Annotated in this window: 20 protein-coding genes; 1 reads left to right on the forward strand and 19 read right to left on the reverse strand. The window is 59.9% G+C overall.

The genetic code is table 11. From position 1 onward, the window contains the following. Positions 1-5 precede the first annotated feature (5 nt). From LHL23_RS05055 to LHL23_RS05075, 5 genes are all read right to left on the reverse strand, one after another. Positions 6-1,466, reverse strand: a complete 1,461-nt coding sequence (locus tag LHL23_RS05055; RefSeq protein WP_027236571.1) for a TolC family protein — start codon at positions 1,464-1,466, stop codon at positions 6-8. Further along, positions 1,466-1,690 carry a hypothetical protein gene (locus tag LHL23_RS05060; protein WP_051357810.1) on the reverse strand — a complete coding sequence of 75 codons (225 nt, stop codon included), beginning with the start codon at positions 1,688-1,690 and terminating at the stop codon, positions 1,466-1,468. Before LHL23_RS05060 ends, LHL23_RS05055 begins: the two co-directional genes overlap by 1 nt. An 82-nt stretch (positions 1,691-1,772) precedes the next feature. Further along, a complete protein-coding gene (locus tag LHL23_RS05065; protein ID WP_152612217.1) occupies positions 1,773-2,165 on the reverse strand; it encodes a hypothetical protein in 393 nt (130 codons plus the stop codon). A gap of 609 nt (positions 2,166-2,774) precedes the next feature. Continuing rightward, the gene (gene cueR, locus LHL23_RS05070; RefSeq protein WP_027236569.1) at positions 2,775-3,176 is read right to left on the reverse strand and encodes a Cu(I)-responsive transcriptional regulator; all 402 of its coding nucleotides are present in this window, start codon (positions 3,174-3,176) and stop codon (positions 2,775-2,777) included. Between the two features lie 23 nt (positions 3,177-3,199). Next, positions 3,200-5,710, reverse strand: coding sequence for a heavy metal translocating P-type ATPase (locus tag LHL23_RS05075; RefSeq protein ID WP_027236568.1), 2,511 nt, complete (start codon positions 5,708-5,710; stop codon positions 3,200-3,202). Between the two features lie 203 nt (positions 5,711-5,913). On the opposite strand from LHL23_RS05075, the gene LHL23_RS05080 reads away from it, so the two are divergent. Beyond that, on the forward strand, positions 5,914-6,087 hold the full coding sequence (locus LHL23_RS05080; protein WP_226429030.1) for a cation transporter: 174 nt from the start codon (positions 5,914-5,916) through the stop codon (positions 6,085-6,087). A 183-nt stretch (positions 6,088-6,270) separates the two neighbouring features. On the opposite strand, the gene petA is transcribed toward LHL23_RS05080, so the two are convergent. The 14 genes from petA to LHL23_RS05150 all read right to left on the reverse strand — a co-directional run bounded on the left by petA (position 6,271) and on the right by LHL23_RS05150 (position 21,210). Then, on the reverse strand, positions 6,271-6,819 hold the full coding sequence (gene petA, locus LHL23_RS05085) for a ubiquinol-cytochrome c reductase iron-sulfur subunit (RefSeq protein ID WP_036797405.1): 549 nt from the start codon (positions 6,817-6,819) through the stop codon (positions 6,271-6,273). A gap of 319 nt (positions 6,820-7,138) precedes the next feature. Then, positions 7,139-7,429, reverse strand: coding sequence for a DUF2933 domain-containing protein (locus LHL23_RS23585; protein ID WP_082023084.1), 291 nt, complete (start codon positions 7,427-7,429; stop codon positions 7,139-7,141). Between the two features lie 20 nt (positions 7,430-7,449). After that, on the reverse strand, positions 7,450-8,811 hold the full coding sequence (locus LHL23_RS05095; protein WP_226429031.1) for an APC family permease: 1,362 nt from the start codon (positions 8,809-8,811) through the stop codon (positions 7,450-7,452). A gap of 241 nt (positions 8,812-9,052) precedes the next feature. After that, positions 9,053-11,413, reverse strand: coding sequence for a copper-transporting P-type ATPase (locus tag LHL23_RS05100; RefSeq protein ID WP_027236565.1), 2,361 nt, complete (start codon positions 11,411-11,413; stop codon positions 9,053-9,055). Positions 11,414-11,460: 47 nt separating this feature from the next. Further along, positions 11,461-12,363 carry a ribose-phosphate diphosphokinase gene (locus tag LHL23_RS05105; protein ID WP_027236564.1) on the reverse strand — a complete coding sequence of 301 codons (903 nt, stop codon included), beginning with the start codon at positions 12,361-12,363 and terminating at the stop codon, positions 11,461-11,463. Next, on the reverse strand, positions 12,360-13,865 hold the full coding sequence (locus tag LHL23_RS05110; RefSeq protein WP_027236563.1) for a thymidine phosphorylase family protein: 1,506 nt from the start codon (positions 13,863-13,865) through the stop codon (positions 12,360-12,362). The genes LHL23_RS05105 and LHL23_RS05110 overlap by 4 nt, the downstream gene beginning before the upstream one ends. Then, positions 13,862-15,247 carry an MBL fold metallo-hydrolase RNA specificity domain-containing protein gene (locus LHL23_RS05115; RefSeq protein WP_027236562.1) on the reverse strand — a complete coding sequence of 462 codons (1,386 nt, stop codon included), beginning with the start codon at positions 15,245-15,247 and terminating at the stop codon, positions 13,862-13,864. The genes LHL23_RS05110 and LHL23_RS05115 overlap by 4 nt, the downstream gene beginning before the upstream one ends. Positions 15,248-15,307: 60 nt before the next feature. Beyond that, complete coding sequence (locus LHL23_RS05120; protein WP_167332325.1) at positions 15,308-15,682, reverse strand: DUF5676 family membrane protein; 375 nt, start codon at positions 15,680-15,682, stop codon at positions 15,308-15,310. Between the two features lie 544 nt (positions 15,683-16,226). Beyond that, complete coding sequence (locus LHL23_RS05125; protein ID WP_051357808.1) at positions 16,227-16,907, reverse strand: TVP38/TMEM64 family protein; 681 nt, start codon at positions 16,905-16,907, stop codon at positions 16,227-16,229. A gap of 219 nt (positions 16,908-17,126) precedes the next feature. Further along, the gene (locus LHL23_RS05130; RefSeq protein WP_154667788.1) at positions 17,127-17,858 is read right to left on the reverse strand and encodes a DsbA family protein; all 732 of its coding nucleotides are present in this window, start codon (positions 17,856-17,858) and stop codon (positions 17,127-17,129) included. Beyond that, the gene (locus LHL23_RS05135) at positions 17,855-18,337 is read right to left on the reverse strand and encodes a c-type cytochrome (RefSeq protein ID WP_027236558.1); all 483 of its coding nucleotides are present in this window, start codon (positions 18,335-18,337) and stop codon (positions 17,855-17,857) included. The genes LHL23_RS05130 and LHL23_RS05135 overlap by 4 nt, the downstream gene beginning before the upstream one ends. Further along, positions 18,334-19,728 (reverse strand): multicopper oxidase family protein, encoded by a 1,395-nt coding sequence (locus LHL23_RS05140; protein WP_027236557.1) that lies wholly within the window; start codon positions 19,726-19,728, stop codon positions 18,334-18,336. The genes LHL23_RS05135 and LHL23_RS05140 overlap by 4 nt, the downstream gene beginning before the upstream one ends. Before the next feature lie 392 nt (positions 19,729-20,120). Continuing rightward, a complete protein-coding gene (locus LHL23_RS05145) occupies positions 20,121-20,708 on the reverse strand; it encodes a L,D-transpeptidase (RefSeq protein ID WP_226429033.1) in 588 nt (195 codons plus the stop codon). Positions 20,709-20,883: 175 nt separating this feature from the next. Then, positions 20,884-21,210, reverse strand: a complete 327-nt coding sequence (locus LHL23_RS05150; RefSeq protein ID WP_226429034.1) for an SHOCT domain-containing protein — start codon at positions 21,208-21,210, stop codon at positions 20,884-20,886. Positions 21,211-21,220: the final 10 nt, after the last annotated feature.

Here is a 21,220-nt window from a genome sequence, read left to right on the forward strand (position 1 = left end):
TCCTTTCAATGGCCTGCGCCGCCGCCCGCGGCGATTTCCACGCTTCCGCCCTGCGGGGCTGAGCCGGAACCGCCGCCGTAAATCGCGGCGCTGACATTTGCCTGAGCCAGCCAGAAGTCGCGCTTGGCGTTGGCCGCTTCCAGCGAGCTTGCCAGTTTTTCACGCACATCGGTCAGCAGTTCGAAGGTATTGGTGATCATGCCATTATAGCTGAGAAGCCCTTCTTCCTCGATCGACTTGCGCAGGGGCACCAGCACGTCCCGGTAGTGGCGCGCGATCTCATAGGAGGAGTGATATGCTAGCTCAGCACTGCGGGCCTCCGAGCGGACATTCACCGCCCGTTCCGCCAACGTATTGGCCGCCTGCATGTAGGAGAGTTCAGCCTTGCGCATCCGCGCCTTGCCGGTGTCGAATACTGGAATTGCGAACTCCAGCTCCAGTTGCGGCAGGGTTTCGGTGTGGGTTTCCCCGTCCTCGCGCTCGCGCTCTGCCTCGGCACCGGCAATCAGCTCCAGGTCGGTGACAAGCCGGGTCCGGTCGGTCAGGCCAAAAGCGCGGGCCTGCGCTTCCAGCCCGAGCTTGGCGACTTTCAGGTCAACCCGGTTCCGCAATGCCGCCGTCTCGATCGACGAAACCCGCGGCAGGGACTTTGGCAGCGGCGGCAGCGCATCCGGCACATAGTAATTGGCATCGCTGCCCCACAGGCCCATCAGCCGGGTCAGCTCCTCCTTGGCGAGCTTTGCCTCCAGCCGGGCGCGGGCTACTTGCCCCGCAAGCTCTGCATTAAAGGCAAACTCCCGCGCCTGTCCCGCCTTGTTCAGCGCACCTGTCTTGCCCAGCTGGCTGGCCAGCTCCGCCCCCGCTGCCGCTGTTCCGCTGGCCTGGCGCAGATAGCTCAGCCGCTCAAAGGCGGCCACCGCATTGATCCAAGCCTGCCGGGTCTGCCCCGCCAGCGCCAGAGTATCGTTCACCGCGTTCAGCTGGGCCTGCTGAAACTGCGCCTCAGCCACGGCGATGCGCTGCTTGCGGGTCTTCACGTCCAGCAGGTTCACAGCGATGGTGGATTCCAGCGCCCGGTACAGGCCCAGCTCCGGTGCGCCGATCCCCATCAGGCCGATCGAAACCACCGGGTTTTCCGGTGTCATCTGCTGCCAGGCCTCTGCTGCTGAAAGGCCAACCGCAGCGTAAGACGCCTGCAGCCCCTTGTTGTTCAAGAGCGCAGCCTGCACCGCGGTATCGGCAGAGATCGTCTTGCCCTGCACCAGCTGCCGGACCTCTTTGGCCAGCGCCTCATTCTGGGCCTGTGTCTGGGCGAAGGCCGTGCGCTTGCCAATGGCGGCAGAGGTCTGGCGGGCGACTTCCTGAAACCCGGCCTGCGGGCTGGTGTATTTCTCCGGCACCGCAGCCGAGCAGGCGGCCAGCACCAGGGGCGGCGCCAGAAGGACGCGCCAAGTTTTTGCCGTCATCAGTGGTTCTCCTGCTGCTGCTCGTTGACACCACGCCAGGAGGCGGGGCCGCTAGGCTCGTAGTTTTCAAACCCCTTGAGGGGAGACTGGTACTTTAAGGAACGGTATGGACCGGAAGGTGCGGCGGCAGTTTGCAAGGCTGCGGTATCGGGCAGTGCCGCCGGTGTCCTGGCGCACGCCCCCAGCAGCAGGGCGCCCGCCCCGGCCAGAAAAAGAGACTTCATGTGGTTTTCCTGAGAAATATCTGTAGAAATTCTGTGCTAGAGCACAGAACAGATTCAATGACCGCTGTGGCGGTTCAGGATCTCAGGTTCTTGGAGGACGCAAGACCTTGACCTGGTCCTGTGAGGGAAGCTGGGCGGAAGCCATTACCCAGCGGATAGGCTGCTGAACAAAGGTTGAATCCGGCTGCAGAGAAATCACCGCAACGGCCATACAGGCGCCTGCGCAGCAGTTTCCGGTATCAGCAGCGTTCCAGGGAGCGACCGGTCCATCGTGTGCGCTGGTATGGGAAGCGTCGTATGCCGCGCCTGAGATGGCCGCATCGGCGTGGCTGCCCCCACTATGAGAAACTACCGCACTACCGTGATGGCCAGCGAGGGAATGCGCGGCGGACGGAAGCGCAAATCCCAGCGAAAGGATCACTGCAAATGCAGCAGCCACCCTGATCAGCCGGAAGATATGTGCCAGAAACGCCATTCCGGTATTTCTCCTGACAGGACCGGCCCGCGTCAAGACGGCAATGATGCATGCAGCGCACAAATTTGCGTGCCCCTAAGGAAATTCTGGATTTTGCGCAACATTCCGCCAATGCATGCATTGCTTCCAGCAAACCTTCCCGCGCGGGAGGGGTGGCCGAAACCGGAAACACTTGAGAACCAAAAGTTGAGTGAAAGGCGCGAATCATACCGCAGAAATCTGTCAGCTTTCGGAGACTGTGCATGCCTCGACGACACACACATAAGATCATGCAAAATGTGGCCTAACCGGCTTGCTTTCAAGCTAGCTTCAAGGTGGTAAGCCCTGTCTGCCAGCGGCTGGAGACAAGGCCGGCTTCGATCACTACTCTACAGAAAATTTAGCTGGAGTGAGCTGCGCAGCAAATTTGACATGCATTTCGAGGACTAATGCCGGGTGTACCCTAAGTTGGCTTGATTGCTGCTGCATGACTGAAGTAATTTCCGCACTGATCACAGGCCTAAGACCGGTAGGCAGTAGTCTGGCGCATGACAGGCTTTATAACCCTTGCGGTCCTGTGGGCCCATCACTAGTGCCCGCGTTTTAGCGCGGGACGCCATTTGATTTTGTTCATAAGTTGTGAGCGGGGCCGTTGCTGAGCGTTTTCAGGATCGGGCAATCGGGCCGATGGTCGCCAGAGCATTGCTCAACAAGGTACCTGAGCGTGTCTCGCATGGCTTTCAGACCTGATATTTTTGCGTCGATCTCTTGCAGATTTTGTTCCGCAACGCGTTTTACTTCGGCGCTGGTGCGGGACTCGTCATCATAAAGCGCCAGTAGGTCACGGCAGTCCTCAATCGTGAACCCAAGTGATCGGGCCCGACCGATAAATTCAAGACGGTGCAGTTCTCTCTCTTCGAATTCGCGATATCCATTGCGACCGCGCGTGGGTTTGACTAATCCGATATCCTCATAATATCGGATGGTTTTGGCCGGCACACCTGACCGTTCTGCAACATCCCCGATATTCATGCTGTTTCTCCCTTCGGTCGGCCTTATTCAGCTGGCGCGGACTGCAATGCGGCTTTCGGTCCTCTGATTTCCACATGGTGCTTTCCTGCCGCTGGCTTAATCCAGCGCAGGCGCAACGCATTGGTCAGAACAAATACGCTGGACAGCGCCATAGCGCCTGCTGCTAGCACCGGTGACAACAACGGCCCGCCGAAAGGGTATAGCACCCCCGCCGCGACCGGGATCAGCAGCGTATTGTAGCCGAACGCCCAGAACAGGTTTTCCCGGATGTTGCGCATGGTGCCCTGGCTGACCGCAAAGGCGTTGACAACTCCATTGAGGTCACCGGACATCAACACGACATCGGCGGTCTCAATAGCCACATCGGTTCCAGTGCCGATAGCGATACCTACGTCCGCAGCAGCAAGGGCCGGTGCATCATTGATACCGTCCCCGACAAAGGCCAGCTTGCCGCCATCCGCACGCAGGTTGTTGAGCGCAGCAACTTTGCCTTCTGGCAGCACTTCGGCAACCACATGGTCAATCCCGAGATCGTCGGCGATCGCTTGGGCCGTCACGGCGTTGTCGCCGGTGATCATAGCAACCTTGAGGCCCATCCTGTGCAGCACCTCAATGGCACCAGGCGTTGTCGGCTTGACCGGATCGGCCACGGCAATCACCGCGGCAATCTGTCCGTCAACAGCAGCGTAAAGCGGTGTCTTGCCCTTGCTGGCCAGCGAACCGCTTTTCCCGGCCAGCGCACCAAGATCCACGCCTTCGCGTTCCATAAACCGGTCCGCGCCGATCAGCACCTGACGGCCTCCAACCGATGCCTGGACGCCAAAGCCGGTGATCGAGTCAAAGCTGTCGGCGTCCGGCAGCTTGATCTCCCGCGCTTCCGCTGCTGCAACGATAGCCTTGGCAATTGGATGCTCCGAACTTTGTTCCACGGCGGCGACCAGCCGCAGCACCTCATCTTCGGTCTGGCCCCCGGCCAGGATCAGGTCAGTCAATTCCGGCCGGCCAGCGGTAAGCGTGCCGGTCTTGTCGAGCGCAACCACCGTGCTTTCCTGCAGCAGCTGCAGCGCATCTCCCTTGCGGAACAGCACGCCCATTTCGGCGGCACGGCCGGTTCCAACCATGATTGAGGTCGGTGTCGCAAGGCCCATTGCACAGGGGCAGGCGATAATCAGTACCGCCACCCCTGCGACCAAAGCGAGGCTGAGCGCGGGCTCGGGGCCAAACAGAAACCAGACAGCGACGGTCAATGTCGCAACCGCTATTACGGCGGGCACGAACCAGGTGGTAATCCGGTCCACCAGCCCCTGGATCGGAAGCTTCGCGCCCTGCGCCTGCTCGACCATCCGAATAATCTGAGCCAGCATCGTATCACTGCCCACCTTCGCCGCCTGGAAGGTCAAAGCGCCGGTCCCGTTCACAGTGGCACCTACGAGCTCGGAGCCTTCGGTTTTCTGCACTGGAATGGGCTCACCTGTGATCATGCTTTCATCGACATAGGAGGAGCCGCTCAAAACCACCCCATCGACCGCGATCTTTTCGCCCGGTCGCACGTGGATGATATCGCCCACAGCAATGTCTTCGACCGCGCGCTCCTCAATTTCGCCGCCACGCTCAACCCGTGCGGTTTTCGCCTGCAGCCCGACAAGTTTACGGATCGCCTCGCCCGTGCGGCCCTTGGCCCGGGCTTCCAGCAGCCGACCCAGCAGGATCAGCACGACGATCACTGCGGCGGCCTCGTAATAGACATTGGCCGTCCCCGAAGGCAGCCATGAGGGCGCGAAAGTCGACACCAGCGAGAACCCGTAGGCCGCCGATGTGCCCAGCGCCACCAGCGAATTCATGTCAGGCGCGCCTTTGAGGAGGGCCGGAAAGCCCTTGGTGTAGAATTGCAGGCCCGGCCCGAACAGGACGATTGTGGTCAACAGGAATTGCAGGAAATAGCTGGTCTGCATTCCGATTGCGCCCGCTACGAATTCATGCATGCCTGGAATCACATGGCTGCCCATCTCGATCAGGAACACCGGCAGGGCAAGAACGGCCGCAAAGAGCGTCCGCCGGGCCAGTTGCCGGGTTTCCTCAGCTTTGCGCTTTTCTGCGTTGTTCTGCACACTTGATTTCGGCTGCGCGGGATACCCAGCTGCCGTAGCCAGCGCTGCAAGTTCGGCAGGTGTCGTGGCGCCTGCTGCAAACCGCACCGTCGCGGTTTCAGTGGCCAGGTTGACGGCGGCGTCCAAAACCCCCGCTCCCTCCTTCAGTGCCCGTTCCACGCGGCCGACACAGGAGGCGCAGGTCATGTTTTGGACTTCCAGTGTGGCTTCATCGGTCACGGCGGGATATCCGGCCTCCTTCAGCACTGCAGCCAGGCCAGCGGCAGAGAGCGACCCGTCGTGGCTGACCTGCGCAGTCTCGTTCGCGAGATTGACCGTGGCACCAGTGACTTCGGGCAAGGCCTGCAGCGCGCGTTCCACGCGTCCCACGCAGGATGCGCAGCTCATGCCTTCAACTTGGAACCGGACTGTTTCGTTCTGTGTCATTTCATCACCAAAGCTGGTTGTTTGCAGCAACATGGGACTTCCAGTTACTGGAAGGTCAAGGGTCATTCCCCTTTCCTGCTTGAAAATAGTTTCATCAGGCGATTGACAGTGCATTGCCCGCTTGACCTTCCCGTGCGGTAACCCGGTAGCACCAGGCATGGAACCAAGGAGAACCAAGCATGATCACATTTTAGGTCAACGACATGAGCTGCGGCCATTGCAAATCGGCAATTGAGAAGGCAGTCACCAACCTGGACAGCAGCGCGACGCTGGAGTTTGATATGGAGGCGCGGAAAGTCCGGATCGAAAGCAAAGCTGCTCGTGAGAGCATCCAGGCAGCGCTCAAAGAGGAAGGCTACGCGTCCGAAGTTTGCTGACACTGTTCAAGGGTGCCGCTAATGGCGGCACCCTTGTTTCTGGCTCGGGACACCTTTTTCCCGCGTTCCCGCTGCCGGGCAAGCCATGGTTTCGCCAGCGGCTTCCGGGCAGCCATCAGTCCTTCGACAGTTCCGTTGCCCTTCGCGCAGCAGGCAAAGGCACCACAGCAGAATTCCGCGGCATCAGCCGATCTTCACCAGCGTGTCGGTAACAAATTCGTAGGTCGGCACATCCAGGTTGCGCGGAGCCGGGCCCTTTCGGATACGGCCGGAAGTATCATAGTGCGAGCCGTGACAGGGGCAAAACCATCCCCCGTATCCGCCAGTCGGATCGCCACCTCCCTGGCCTAACGGGATACAGCCCAAGTGGGTACACACGCCAACCACTATCAGCCACTCGGGCTTCTGAACCCGATCGGCGTCCAGTTCCGGATCTATCAGCGTTTCTGCATCATCCGCGCGGGCCTGAGCAATCCGGGCTTCGGTCCGGTGATCGATGAAAACGGGTTTGCCTTTCCATTTCAACGTGATCCGGCTGCCAGGCTCGACACCCTCAAGATCGACCTGCACAACCGAAAGCGCCGAGACATCGGCACTCGGGTTCATGCTGTCGATCAGTGGCCAAATGGCGGCTCCAGCGGCCACGGCTGCGGTACCTCCTGTAGCATAGTAGAGGATGTCGCGCCGGGTGCCAGGGCCGGAATGTTCCGGATGGTCATTGTCCTGTACCATTGTCAATCTCCCTTCCCTTTGAGTGACAGCCGGGCGATCCTCAGCGGCCGTGTCCAACTGCCATAGTGCCCCCCTCTCCAGTCCCTTTTGTGCTTCGATTGGCTTCGCCTTGGTGACGCATCGTGCTCATCCTTGGTTTGGGTATGGCAATTTTCGAAAGAACTTCCGCTTACCTACAAGATGCCGTGAGACGGCACCCATCCAGCCGCCCTTCCATCCCAGGCGGAAGCTCAAGACAGTCCGGCACACCGCCCCCGTTGGCCCGGAAGCAAAGGAGCGCTTCAAAAAATTGCCCCGATACAGCGCCCCGAGATGGCCATTAGGATGTATCGCCGGGCCCAACTGTGCCCTCTTCTTCCTTTTCGCGCCTTCCGGAGCTGTGTGTCCCAACGTGGCCACGGTGCCCCCGGTGCATCAAGAAATGCATTACCAGGCAGGCAACTAAAAGTGAGGCCGGCGACAATATAAGCGGCAATACGAATTCACGGTATTCCCATCCCATTACAATTGCGCCAAGGGCAAGTGACCCAGCCAATGGCCCCCATTTGCGCCAGATGGATGGCTTCCGGGTGTTTCGAACGATGCTATCCTGTCCGGTTTCTCTACTCATTGCAGTCTCCTTTCATCTACCTATTCAGTTGGCTGCCGGTGCTGGCTGTGTACGCCAGACGTGTTGTCCCGTTGCCCTTCCCGGGCAAGAAACAGCCGCTCAGCCAGCAGCACCGCGATGATCACGGCTAGAGCAATCAGCACAATCATTGGATCCGACTGCCACTTGATCACTGAAAATGCCGCCAGAACCGCCGCGTCGAGAGCCAATGCTGTCAGCAGGATCCAGCCGCGCACTTCGATCTTGCGCCGCAAGTTCCGCCAGACGCCCCAATGCACTGCCATATCCATGACCAGATAGAAGAACGCCCCCAGCGAGGCGATGCGCCCAAGGTCAAACAGCACGGTCAATGCACCGGCAACAAACACGGTATAAATCAGCATGTGCGACCGGATGGAGCCGGACATGCCGAAATGGCTGTGCGGGATCATCTCCATGTCGGTCAGCATGGTGAGCATGCGGGAAACGGCGAAGATGCTGGCTATCAGCCCCGACGCAGTTGCCACCATAGCCAGTGCCACGGTCAGGTAGAATCCAACCTGCCCGAGCACCGGGCCCGCGGCCTCGGCAAGGGCGTAATCCTGCGCTGCGCGGATCTCCTCTGTGCTGAGGCTGGCGCCGACAGCCAAAGCCACCAGCAGATACACTGCGGTACAAATGGCGATTGAGATCAGGATGGTCCTGCCGACATTGCGGTGCGGATCGGTGATTTCAGCACCGCTGTTGGTTATCGTGGTGAAACCCTTGAACGCCAGGATGGACAGGGCCACCGAGGCTGCGAAGCCCAGTCCGCTGGTTTTTGCACCGCCGTTCCCTGATTGCCATTCACCGCCGCTGGCCCAGAGTGCCGCAATGCCGAACAACGCGATCCCTGCGATCTTTATGGCGGACATCACGATTGACCAGCGCCCGACAGAACGGTTTCCGGAAACATTGACCATATACGCGAAGATGATCAGCGCCACGCCGATCAACGGCACCAACGGTCCGCCATCGATACCGAAAGGCCGAAGCGCGTAAGTCGCAAAGGTGCGCGCCACCAGGCTTTCGTTGATCACCATCGACAGCGCCATGAGAACCGAGGCCGCAGCCGCCACCGTACCCGGACCATATGCCTTGGTCAGGATCATCGCGATTCCGCCGGCGGAGGGCCAGGCGTTGGACATCGCAATATAGCTGTAGGCGCTGAACATCGTGACCAGCGCACCTGCGGCGAACGACAGAGGGAACCAGGACCCGGCCAACCCCGCAATCTGTCCCGTCAACGCAAAGATACCGGCCCCGATCATCACGCCGGTGCCCATGGCGACAGCCCCGGTCAGAGAAATCGAGCCGGACCTGTAGTCCGCGGCCTGGGCATGTCCTTCACTTTCCTCGCTCATCGCGGACTCCTATGAACTAATTGCCTGGTTTCTTTGCTGTTTGCTGTTGCGTCTGCGATCCGGCGCGGGCCTCCCCGACCTCCTGCACCATCACGCTCTCCGCTCACGGCCCGGCCCCGGTTGTTCACTCGCCTAGTGTCGAAACAGCGGCCTGCAGCCGTCTGGCTCTGAACGCGGCGACCACGCCTGACTGCGCTTGCAACACCGGACAGAGAGGCGAGGAAAAGGAAAGTTTGCCCGGTCATATCTTTACCCCGCGTAGGCGCAGGGAATTGAGCACCACGGAAACAGATGACGCGCTCATTGCAAAAGCGGCAAACATCGGACTGATCAGAATGCCGAAGAACGGAAACAGTACTCCCGCCGCGACCGGCACCCCGGAGGCATTGTAGATCAACGCAAAGAACAGGTTCTGCCGGATGTTGCGCATGGTCGCGCGCGCCAGGCGCCGGGCACGCACGATGCCATCCAGGTTGCCCTTGACCAGAGTGAAACCCGCACTTTCGATGGCCACGTCGGCGCCGGTGCCCATGGCGATACCGACATCCGCCTGTGCCAGCGCGGGCGCGTCATTCACGCCGTCCCCGGCCATGGCGACGCTGCGCCCCTGTTCCTGCAACTCGCGGATAATTCGGGCTTTGTCCTGCGGCAGCACATCCGCGCGGATCTCGTCGATACCCAGCTTCCCGGCAACGGCGCGGGCCGTGCGCTCATTGTCGCCGGTGGCCATGATGATGCGGAAGCCCAGATCATGTAGCGCCTTCAGCGCGGAAGGGGTCGCTTCCTTCACCGGATCGGCAACGGCCACCAGGCCGGCCACGGCGCCATTCAGTACCACGAACATTACGGTTTCACCCTGATCCCGACGGGCATCGGCCGTAGAAGCAAGACCGGCAGCCTCCAGCCCCAGGTCCGCTATCAGGCGGAGGTTGCCAAGCGCCACCGCATGGCCGTCCACACGCCCCTTCACCCCCTTCCCGGTGACTGCATCAAATTCCGTGGCCTCACCGAGTTTGATGCCCCGTTCCAGCGCTCCGGTCACGATGGCCTCGGCCAAAGGGTGCTCCGAGCCTTTCTCCAACGTCGCCGCCAGCCGGAGCACTTCTGCTTCGTCATGGCCCGGCTCGGGCACAACCGCGATCAGCCGCGGCTTGCCCTCGGTCAGGGTGCCTGTCTTGTCGACAATCAGCGTGTCCACCTTTTCGAACCGCTCAAGCGCCTCGGCGTTCTTGATGAGCACACCGGCCTGCGCACCCCGGCCGGTCGCGGTCATGATCGACATCGGCGTCGCCAAGCCAAGCGCGCAGGGACAGGCGATGATCAATACGGCGACCGCCGCGACCAGGCCATAGCTCAGCGCAGGAGCCGGACCCCAGATCGCCCATCCGGCAAAAGCCAGAACCGCAACAGCAATCACGGCCGGCACAAACCAGCCTGCCACCTTGTCGGCATACTTCTGGATTGGTGCGCGGCTTTTCTGCGCCTTAGCCACCATATCGACGATCTGGGACAACATCGTGTCGGCCCCGACTCTCGTGGCTTCAATCACCAATGACCCGGTGCCATTGATCGTCGCACCTGTAACACTGGAACCCTCGACCTTCTCGACCGGGACAGGCTCTCCGGAAATCATGCTTTCGTCGACCGAGGAGCGTCCCTCCAACACCGTGCCGTCCACCGGCACCTTGTCTCCCGGCCTTACCCTCAGCCGGTCTCCCACCTGCACCTCATCCAGGGGGATCTCTTCTTCCTGTCCACCGATGCGGATCACCCGTGCGGTCTTGGGCGCCATATCCAGCAGGGCACGGATCGCCCGCCCGGTCCCTTCCCGGGCCCGCAATTCCATCACCTGCCCCAACAGAACAAGCGTGACAATCACTGCCGCAGCCTCAAAATAGACGCCGACATGCCCTTCGGCGTCACGGAAGCCGTCAGGGAACATGCCCGGTGCAAGTACTGCCGCAACGCTGAATAGCCAGGCCGCCGCCACTCCCATGCTGATCAAGCTGAACATATTGAGGTTCATGGTGCGGAACGAGTTCCAGCCGCGAACAAGAAACGGCCAGCCGCTCCACCAGACAACCGGCGAGCCAAGAAGCAGTTCAATCCAGAGTGTGTTACGTTCCCCGAAAATATCCCGGACACCTGCCAGGCCGGCATAGGGCCCCATGGTAAGAACCAACAATGGAACTGTTAGTATCGCACCGGCCCAGAGCCGCCGGGTGAAATCGGTGAGTTCTGGGTTTGGCCCCTCCTCCGCAACAGAACCTGCTTCTCGCTCCAGCCCCATCCCGCAAAGAGGGCACGCGCCCGGTTCGGTTTGCCGAACTTCCGGGTGCATTGGGCAAGTATACACAGGGCCTTCCCAGCCAATGGGAACCTTGTCATAACCTCCACTCAGAGCAGTTTTTCCATGCCCGAAAGCTGCGTGCCCATGGTGGTGAGCATGACCGGCCGTTTCCTTGCCAGCTTCTGGGACAAGGTGCATGCCGCAAATCGGGCAGTTTTCAGCTTCAGCGCTCCGAATGTGCGGGTGCATCGGACAAACAAATTTGTCTTCGTCTGCTACACTGGAGCTTTTATTGTTGGGAAGTTCGTTCATGTTATTGCCCTTCCGGTTGGGGAATGCCGCCATCGTGAGTTTTCAAGTCACTGTAAGGTCAACGCAGCCAGCGTATGATTTGCCGCCTCGGCTAGAAGCGGGGCGATGCCGATAGCATTGCTTTCATGAGGAATCGTATCGGTGGTCACGACTTGGCTTGCCCCGGCGGCCAGAATCTCGGCGTGAGCTTGCCCGGCAAAGACTGCATGGATTACCGCACACAGAGGCGGCTTGGCTCCGGCTTCCGCCAGCCGTTCGATTGCCCCCACCAATGTTCTCCCCGAGGACGCAATATCATCGACTAGAACTGGTGTGCCGGAACATCTCCACTGGCGGCCGGATTTGCTAACCTCAACTCTGCGGTCGCCGGAACGCACCTTGCGCAAAACCTCGTATGGACAGCCAACGAGCGAAGCGACCTCCGCAACCCATTGCCGGCTTTCGCTATCGGGGCCAACCAGCACCGGATTTTCAACACTCTCCGCGATCCACTGTGCCAGCAGTGGCGCAGCAGAAACCCGGCCAGCGGGAATGGCAAACAACTCATCAAGGGCCTGGATCCGATGCAGATGCGGATCCACCGTCACAAGCCAGTCAAAGCTTTCCTCGAGGAAACGGGCGAACAATCTGGCGCTAACCGCCTCTCCAGAGTGGAACCTCCGGTCCTGGCGCATGTACCCCAGATAGGGCGCAATTAGACCGGCGTGTACAGCGCCCATCTCGCGCGCCGTATCAGCGGCAAAGCGCAGCGGCATCGCATGCCGGTCCGGGTCACACAAAGAACACAGGATCACCGACTCGCGGCCTTCGAGATCACCATGCAGGGTTATCCGGCTCTCGCCATCCGGAAACCGGTGCCAGTCCACTGGCGCCACTTCTGCCCCGATCAGCGCCGCCAGTTGATCTGCCAGTGGACGCATATTGTGAAATGGGATCAGAACGGGTCTCATTTTGGCACCTCAATGCGGAAAATCTCTTTCTGCGCGCTGGAAAAATCGCTGGCATAGGCCAATTCGCCCGGCGTCTCAGCCCAGATTTCGAACAGGGGTTGTCCGAGCTGGACCAGTGTCCCGGGCCGCGCCATAAGCAACACCCCTGCGCGGGCCTGCTGCGGGGCCCCGGCCAGTTTTGCCACCCGGGCAATAAGGCGGTTGTCGATAGCTGTGATCACTCCATCGCAAGGGGCTACAAAAGGTATCCGGTAGGGGGCTTTAGCCGGCTCGGCAAACCCGCCCTGAGCCGCGCATATCGCCATGAACCGATGCTCCGCCGCGCCGCTGTCGAGCAAAACCCTCGCCCGCTCAACGCCTGCGGTTTCTCCGCTCATTTCCAGCAGGAGCCCAGCCAGTACCAGCGCCCGTTCTCTCAGATCGCCCGGCGCATCTGGTGTACGGCGCAGCACCTTCAGCACATCCATTGCCTCGAGTGCCGGACCGATCCCGCACCCTACTGGCTGGCTGCCGTCGCTGACATGAATCGCCAGGTCCAATCCAATCGCCCGGGCTGTGGCGCGCAGCCGCGCCGACAGGGCTTCGGCCGCATTTTCCGAACGCACTTTCGCGGTGGGCCCCACAGGGATGTCGATCACGACACGGTCCGATCCGGCCGCCGCCTTTTTGGAGAGAATGCTGGCAACCAATTGCCCGTCGCTGTCAAAGTCGAGAGGCCGCTCAATGCGGATCAGAATGTCGTCGGCCGGGCTAAGCCCCAAGGCTCCGCCCCAAACGATGCAGCCACCCTGCGCTTCGACAACCTTGCTCATGGCAGCAGTATCGAGCGCCACCGGAGCCATTACCTCCATTGTGTCAGCGGTCCCTGAAGGCGAAGTAATGGCACGGCTGGATGTCTTGGGGATCACAAGCCCTGCTGCCGCGACGATGGCCACTACGATCGGTGTGGTGCGGTTCCCGGGCAATCCGCCAACGCAATGCTTGTCCAGCACAGGCCCTTCGCCCCATTCCAGTGATCTGCCAGCCTCCTGCATGGCACGGGTCAAAGCGATGGTTTCACAGGTACTCAGATGCTCTCCTGCACAAGCCGTTACGAAGGCAGCCAGATCCAAATCCGACAGCCGGTGTGCCATCGCATCTTTTATGATCGTGGCGAATTGCGCTTGGTGCAGCCGCTCACCATAGACCTTGGCGCGGATTAGCGAAGCCGCCTCTGGCAGTTCGGGGTGGGAGAACTGACCCATATCACCCAGCCTCGGCCGCAATGCAGCCCAAGCTGCGTCGGATAGCGCTGCCGCTTCCGGACCCAGCCATCCTGCCCCGGTGACAACGTTCAGCGATGCGATCACCGACCGTCCGCCGCAGTCGATCCGCACCCGGGTCAGCGCACGAAATCCTTCGGCGCGGCAAACATGGCAGTCCAGATGCATGAAGACGACAGGCTGGCTGTAAGTGTCTATTTCCGCCCGTACTAGCGGAAGGCAATGTCTATCACGCGTCATCGCGGCGTCTCCAAACTGATTGTTTCAAGGTGCTCTGGCACCCTCGCTTTCCAGCCCAGTTCATGGTTGATGCGAAAACGCAGCGCGTCGGCCGCTTCTGGCTCACCGTGAGTTACATAGGTCATCCGGGGAGGGACCGGCGCAGCGCCCAGCCATTCAAGCAGCTCGTTGGCATCGGCATGGCCGGACAAGCTGCCCAGAGAGATCACCTCGGCCTCGATCGGGATGTCACGCCCAAAGATGCGCAAGTGATCTGCTCCGGCGGCAAGCGCAGCACCGCGCGTTCCGCTGGCTTGAAACCCCGACAACAGGATCGCGTTACGGCGATCCCCTCCATATGAAAGAACGTGATGCAAAATACGTCCTCCAGTCAGCATGCCGCTGGCTGAAATGATGATTTTGGGGAAAGGCATGGTGTTGATCTGCTTGGATTCCTCAACAGAACGCACACGCTTGGCGAGTTCAAACATATCCGAGCATTCGGCCCAACTGACCTTATGCTCCTTGTGATGGCGGTGATAAATTTCGGTGGCATTTGTTGCCATCGGGCTGTTTAGAAAGACCGGCACTTCGGGAATATCACCGCGTCTGCAAAGCCGCGCGATGTGATACATCAGCCCCTGTGCCCGCCCTACCGCAAAGGCCGGGATGAGGATTGTTCCGCCCCGCCCGATAACTCGGCGGATAACACGGGAGAGCTGCGCTTCGGCATCGACAGGCTCATGCTGGCGGTTGCCATAGGTGGATTCACACACGAGGACGTCCGCCCCCGCAAACGGGGTTGGAGAGCGCATCAGAGGGTCGCTTTGACGGCCGAGGTCACCGCTGAAATGCAATGCCGTGCTACCAAGGCATAATCGTATTTGCGCCGCTCCAAGCAAATGCCCTGCCGGGATGAAGTTGGCCGTGATCCCGTCGCCTAAATCGACTGGCGTGTCGAATGGTACAGTTTCCAGCTTGCTCAGCGCCTTCTGCGCATCCTTTTGCGTGTAAAGGGGGGTCGGGCGGGCATGGACCGAAAACTTCTTTCGGCGGGCAAAGGACGCCTCTTCCTCCTGCAGATGTCCACTGTCGGGCAGGATCAAGCCGCACAATTCCTTGGTCGATTGTGTGCAAATGACCTTGCCCGCGAACCCTGCCTTAACCAGCGCAGGGATATAGCCGGAATGATCGAGATGTGCATGTGTCAGGAGAACAGTATCGATAGATCGAGGCCGGACCGGAAAAGGCTTCCGATTGCGCAAGCGGAGCTGCTTGAACCCTTGAAACAGTCCGCAATCGATCAGGATCCTGCGACCGCGCCATTCAACGAGGTAGCGGGATCCAGTGACGGTCCCGGTGGCCCCGAGGAAGCGCAGGGTCGGTTGCTGCGACTTGCTCATTGCGCTTCTCCTCTTCTATTGCTCCGAACGCTTTAGGGTAGCAAGGTGACCTGTTGCACCTCATCCACGCGCGGCGATCACGTTGAAAATTGGCCCAAATACGAGTGCCACGAACCAACCGTAGGCAAAGGCTTCTGCTAGACCGATCAGGAAGGAAGTTGCTGTGAGCCACGTCATGCCAGGCATCAGCGAGATCCAAGCGCGGTACATCGCATACTGCGGAAAGATCAGATCGAAGCCGACACACAGCATATAAGTCACGGCCAGGAAAATGCTCAGCGCCCAGCCCAGCTTGACGACAGGGATACGCGGGGGCGCCATCACGTTTTCGGGGCCGACCTCAGAAACATGACCCGTTGCGCAAGGGCCGCATCCAAGCCGCAGCACAGCAAAGACTAGCAGAGCTGCAGTCGCAAAATAGAGTATGGCAAACACTTCTCGAACTCCTGAACACACCACACAGTATGTGAACCGGGCCGCTTGGCTGGACGCTCAACTGGACCGGGTGGTTGGTTCAAGAAAAATTCGGAGGGTGAGGAGACGGTGAAAGGGCTATTCCGTCCGCAAGCAGCCGGATATTGAATACGGCAACCGACATTTCCGGCTTCCATTCAGGCATCAGGACAAGTGGGAGTAGAGCCAAAGCGTGACACATTGCATGCAGTCCACAGTCACCCAAAGACGCAGGCACGCTATAGAGGCTTCGATCGTGCTGAATAGACTCTTGCTGCCCATAATCCGCAGCTAAGGCCTGAACATGGCTATAGCCAGATACTGAATGCTCTGCACCTACCGTTCGGTCCGCCCCCGCAGACGCCATCAGAATTGCAGACAACAGCAGGACCAGTGTCAGGTGAAGCGCCGAGCGAAGCCGCCGCAGTCCAATTCTCCTGTACGTTACTCCTGCAACTCCCACGATCCGCTTCTCCAAATGACTACTCAAGTCTACATGTTATTTGCCCGGAGGCCTTGATTTGCCTCAACCGCCTTGCTCTCGCTTCCAGGTTGCCCAAAGAAGAGGCGCTCCGGTCAGCAGCCCTAGCCCCAGCACTGCCCAGATGGCACCAGGTCCATCAGGCCCGGCCAGCTCACTGCCAAGATGCGCCAGGATGAAGCTCGCTGGCAAAATGCCAGCCGCGGTTGCGAGTGCGAAGCGCCAGAACCGCAATGCAGTCAGCCCTGCTGCATAGCTGATCAAGTCAAATGAGACGAAGGGCAAAAGGCGGCTGCCAAACACCGTCAGCATCAGTGCATTCTGCGATCCCATGAGACCTGTCTCAAGCTTAGCGCCCAGATAGCGCTGGATAGCCGAGCGCCCCAATCGCCGGGCAATCAGAAAGGCGATGATCGCTCCCAACTCGGCCCCCAGTGCAACGAGACCGGTGCCCAGCAAATGCCCGTAGGCCGCCCCGGCTGCCACCGCTACAGGAGCTGAAGGCAAAGGGCTGGCAACGATCGCCATAGTCATCAGCCCTACGATCACCAGCGGCCCCAAGATGCCAGCCGCATCGACCCAAGCTGTAATGTCTGCACGCGTCATTGCAGGCGGCAAAGCATCAGCCTTCCAAAGAACAAGCACCATCAACAAAGCGACGGCCATAACCGCTAGCACCGACCTGTGGCGGCGACGGAAATCCGGTAATCGTCCTGTGCGCAGCATGTGCCTTCCTCGTCGAAATCGTTGGCGCGTTTTTTGATGTACCGCCATCTTCCACAGACTAGGACATTTAGGATTGGCCGATCCACCTTGCCCGGATGGGCAAATGTATCGCTCAGTCGTAGCAAAGCGCTTTGCGACAGCTCGATACAAAATAGGCGAGTTTTCCAAGCAATATTGCACCGGCCCTGATTGATGTTGCCCGCAATAGAGCAATCGTTATTAATCCGCAGCTTCGCGTGCCTGTTTTACCAATTCTTGCAGTTGCGGTTGCTCAACAAAACCGGGAATCAAGTTTTCGCCAATTACGAAAGAGGGCGTGCCGTTGAAGCCCAACTTGCGCGACAGCGCCATAGAAGTGGCAATATGCTCCTCCACCTCCGGCGCGTCCATGTCCCGGCGCAGCTGTTCCACGTCCAGCCCGGTTTCACGTGCGATACGGATGACCGAAGCCTCTGTGGCCCTGCCCTCCATTCCCATCAGCGCCCAATGGAATTCTTCGTACTTGCCTTGTTTGCGCGACGCCAGAGCGGCACGTGCAGCAAAGACAGAACCCTCGCCCAGGATGGGCCACTCGCGGTAGACCAGCCGGACATTGTCATCATCTTTCAGCAGCCCCTGCACCGGAGCCATCGCACGGCGGCAATAGGGGCAGTTGTAGTCGAAGAACTCGACAACTGTTACATCCCCTTCGGGATTGCCCAGAACCGGGGCGTTGGGATCGCGTTCCAGCGTGGCACGGTTGTTGTCAAGAACCACCCGAGCAGCTTCAGCTTTGGCGGCGTCCTGGTCAAGCTGCAGCATTTCGACCGCCTGCATGATGATTTCGGGCCGCTCCAGGATTGCCTCATAGACCAGTTGCTTGATCTCCGCCTCTGTCAATTCTTTGGCCAAGCCGGGCAAAGGCAAAAAGGTAAGACAGAGTAACGGCAAAATACGTTTAGGACGGATCATTGGTTTCTTCCTTCTTGCTGGGCTTCTACTTCTGTTCTTTCTGCTTGGTACCGCTGCTCGCGCTCGGGCCAAGCTGATTTTATGAAATTCAGGATACCGCGAATTTGCGCATCACTCAGCTGGCTGCCAAAGCCTGGCATGCCGCTGTCCAAGGCGACTCCGCTGTTTGCTAGCGCAGCCTGCCCCCCCAATTTGGTATATTCGAACAGCATTCGGTCAGAATGGTGCCAAGTGTGGCCCGTCTCATCATGCGGAGGCGCCGGCAGGCGGCCATCCTCCCCTGGGCCGCGCCAATTCGGCTGGCCCTCAAGATTTGCCCCGTGGCAAGACGCACAGTACTCCGCATAGAGCACCTTTCCCTGTGCAACTGACACCGCATCAGCCATTGGCGCGACCGGGAAAGAAGGCCGGAAAACCCACGCCGCTGCAACTCCGGCGACCGCCAGCACCGCCGCCGCACTGATGACCGCCCGCGTCATGCCTGCACCCGGATCCAGGTCATCATGCCAGAGGCCGCATGCGAAAGCATGTGACAGTGGAATGCCCAATCGCCGGGATTATCGGCAACAAAAGCAATCTCGTGGCTTTCGCCGGCAAAGCTGAGAAGCGTGTCGCGCAGGTGGCCCATCGAGCCATCGGCATTTACGGTGCGGAAATGCATCCCGTGCAGATGCATAGCGTGCGGGAATGCTGTGTCGTTGGACACTGTGACCCGGACAGTCTCGCCCCGCGCCACCGTGGCCAGCGGAGTCTGCGTCATGCCAACAGTACCGTTGAAGGCCCAGAACTGGTTCGCCTCCACCATTTGCCGGAACCCGGTGTTCTGCCCGTTAAGAACAGCACTGCGCAGCGAACCCATTGCTCCGCCAGCCATGTCAAGCCGCAGCTCCCTCGCAGCATCCAACCCCGTCACCTCCATCGCCGGGTTCGGCGGAAGCGGCGCCGGGGAACCGCGCCGGGCGCTACTGGACACGCCGCGCACCGGGAAGGCAGCCTGGGCATAGCCTTGATTGTCCTCGATCCGCGCGAGAAACGCCTCTTCGCCGTCTCCGGCTGTGACATCTACAAGGAGATCAGCACGCTGGCCGGGACCGAGCAGCAAATCTCCCGAAACGGTCTTGGGTGCTGGCAGCGGCATCCCGTCCAGCGCCATCACCCAGCCCTCGAAGTTGACCAGCGCCAGCATGAAGATCCTAGCGTTGGAGGCATTGATCAGCCGAAGCCGGAGCCGCTCATGCCGCTTGACCGATTGGGTCCAGGCTGACTGTCCGTTGGTCGAAATGAAATTGCCCAACCGGCCAGCATGTGACCGGTCATGGCGCGTCTCGAAGTCTGGATTTAGCTGCCCGCCATCAGGTTCCAGCAGCCAGTCATCGAGTACCAGTGTGATATCCCGGTCAATATCCGGAGGTGCCTTTTCGTCAACAATGAGCGGGCCGTGCAGTCCGCGCGCCACCTGTTCGACGGACCGGTTGTGCGCGTGATACCAATAGGTGCCTGCATCCCGAACGGTGAAATCATAGTCGAAGCTGCCCCGTGGCTGAACCGGTGCCTGGGTAAGCCCAGCAACCCCATCCATCGAATTCGCCGCGCGGATGCCGTGCCAATGGACCGTGCTTGCCTGCGGCAGATCGTTGACAAAACGCCGTCGCACCCGGCCGCCTTGGGGCACCCGGATTTCCGGTCCCGGCGTGCCGCCTGAATAACCCCAAATCTCAGTTTTTGGGTAGTCTGACGGCAGTAGCTGCACCGCTTTGACGGTGGCGCGCAACTCCATCATGTCCGGCACCAGGGCATCCCCCCGGACCGGCAATTCCGCCAACACGCCAGCGGCACCCGCCGCTGTCAGAAACCCTCGTCTTGAAAACATTTCTCTTTCCTCTCAGACAAGCGAACCGCGAGGGACGGTTCACTGATGTTCTGATTATCTCAATAATCAGAACATTCACTCAGTTTGGCGGAGGGCGGTATGCCTCTACTGCTTCCAAACCGCGTCTCCCTTGGCTTTGCACTGCCGCCTTCCAGCATGGGAACGTCAATGCCGCCTCATCACCATTTTTGTATCCGAGAGTATCCCAGACACATTCGCCCAAGTTCTTAGGACGGGCCCGAGCGCCTGCTTTTCCATGACAGGCTTCTAGAGCTCCCACACCGCGCCCCTGCCAAGGCCGTGGTGCGGTTAGTGAACGTTTGGGGACGCATCTCTCTGCATCTCGGACCGAACTCTGCCTATCCGACAACCGGCAAGTCCTATGCGCAACCTCAGGCTGGCAAGTTCACCACGGGGTGAAGCACAACCCGGGTATCCAACGGCACCCTGTCGTAGAGGTTGATCATCTGATCGTTTACCAGCCTTGCACAACCATTCGACACGCGCCGTCCGATTGTGTCCGGTTCATTGGTGCCGTGAATACGCAGAAACGTATCCCCGCGCCCGGGCTGAAACAGATAAAGCGCGCGTGAGCCAAGTGGATTACCGAGACCACCGGGCATGCCATCGGCAAACCTGGCATAGCGGTGCGGTTCGCGCTGTATCATGTCCGGTGTCGGCTTCCAACTGGGCCACACCTTTTTCGCGCCGACATAGAATTCGCCCGCCTCGTACAGGCCAGGCCGGCCAATCCCGACCGCATAACGGATCGCGCGGCCCTCAGGCAGCGTCCAGTACAGTGCGAACTGCTCTGGATCCACATGCACCTCATATGGCGTAAGGTCGTTCTGGATGCGCACCTCGCGCGGCAAAAGCTCTTCGGGCATATCGTAGACCGGAAGCGTTGGCGTATGCGCGCTGCCCTTTGAACCCAGCACCGTCAACGCCCCTGCCCCGGCAATGAAATCCCGTCTCAGCATAATTCCTCCTTCTGACTGTTTCACCGGTACCGTATAGTCTTCTGAGCCCCTGCCAAAGATTAACACCCGCTGCGCCCTCGATAATCAGCACGTCTGCTTGCCTGCCATTTCTTTCACGAGCCCCTGCCTCCGGCTCAGCCTCTGACACGCGCCGCAATACGCGGAGCATGAGATGTCATTCGTCGAGTGCGGCCTTGCGGCGCCTGAACTCTTCTTCGTCGATTTCACCTTGGGCAAACCTGCTGCGCAGCACCTTCAGCGCGTCACTAGAGGTGTCCGGGCCTGCGCTACGCTTGTCAGTCAGCCATCGCACCGCCACTACGATGAGAGCAATAAACGCTCCCCAGAACAGCAGCATCATCAGGGCGCCGAGCATACCGAAGCCGCCTGCCCACATCATGTGGCCATATCCCCGGTCCCAGTCACCCGAAGTATCCGCCCAAGCCACAGCAGAAGCCAAGGGCAGAAGCACAATTGCCAGAGTTGCAACCTGTCGTTTCATCTTTGTCTCC

This window comes from Leisingera sp. McT4-56, assembly GCF_020514995.1.
GTDB lineage: Bacteria > Pseudomonadota > Alphaproteobacteria > Rhodobacterales > Rhodobacteraceae > Leisingera > Leisingera aquaemixtae_A.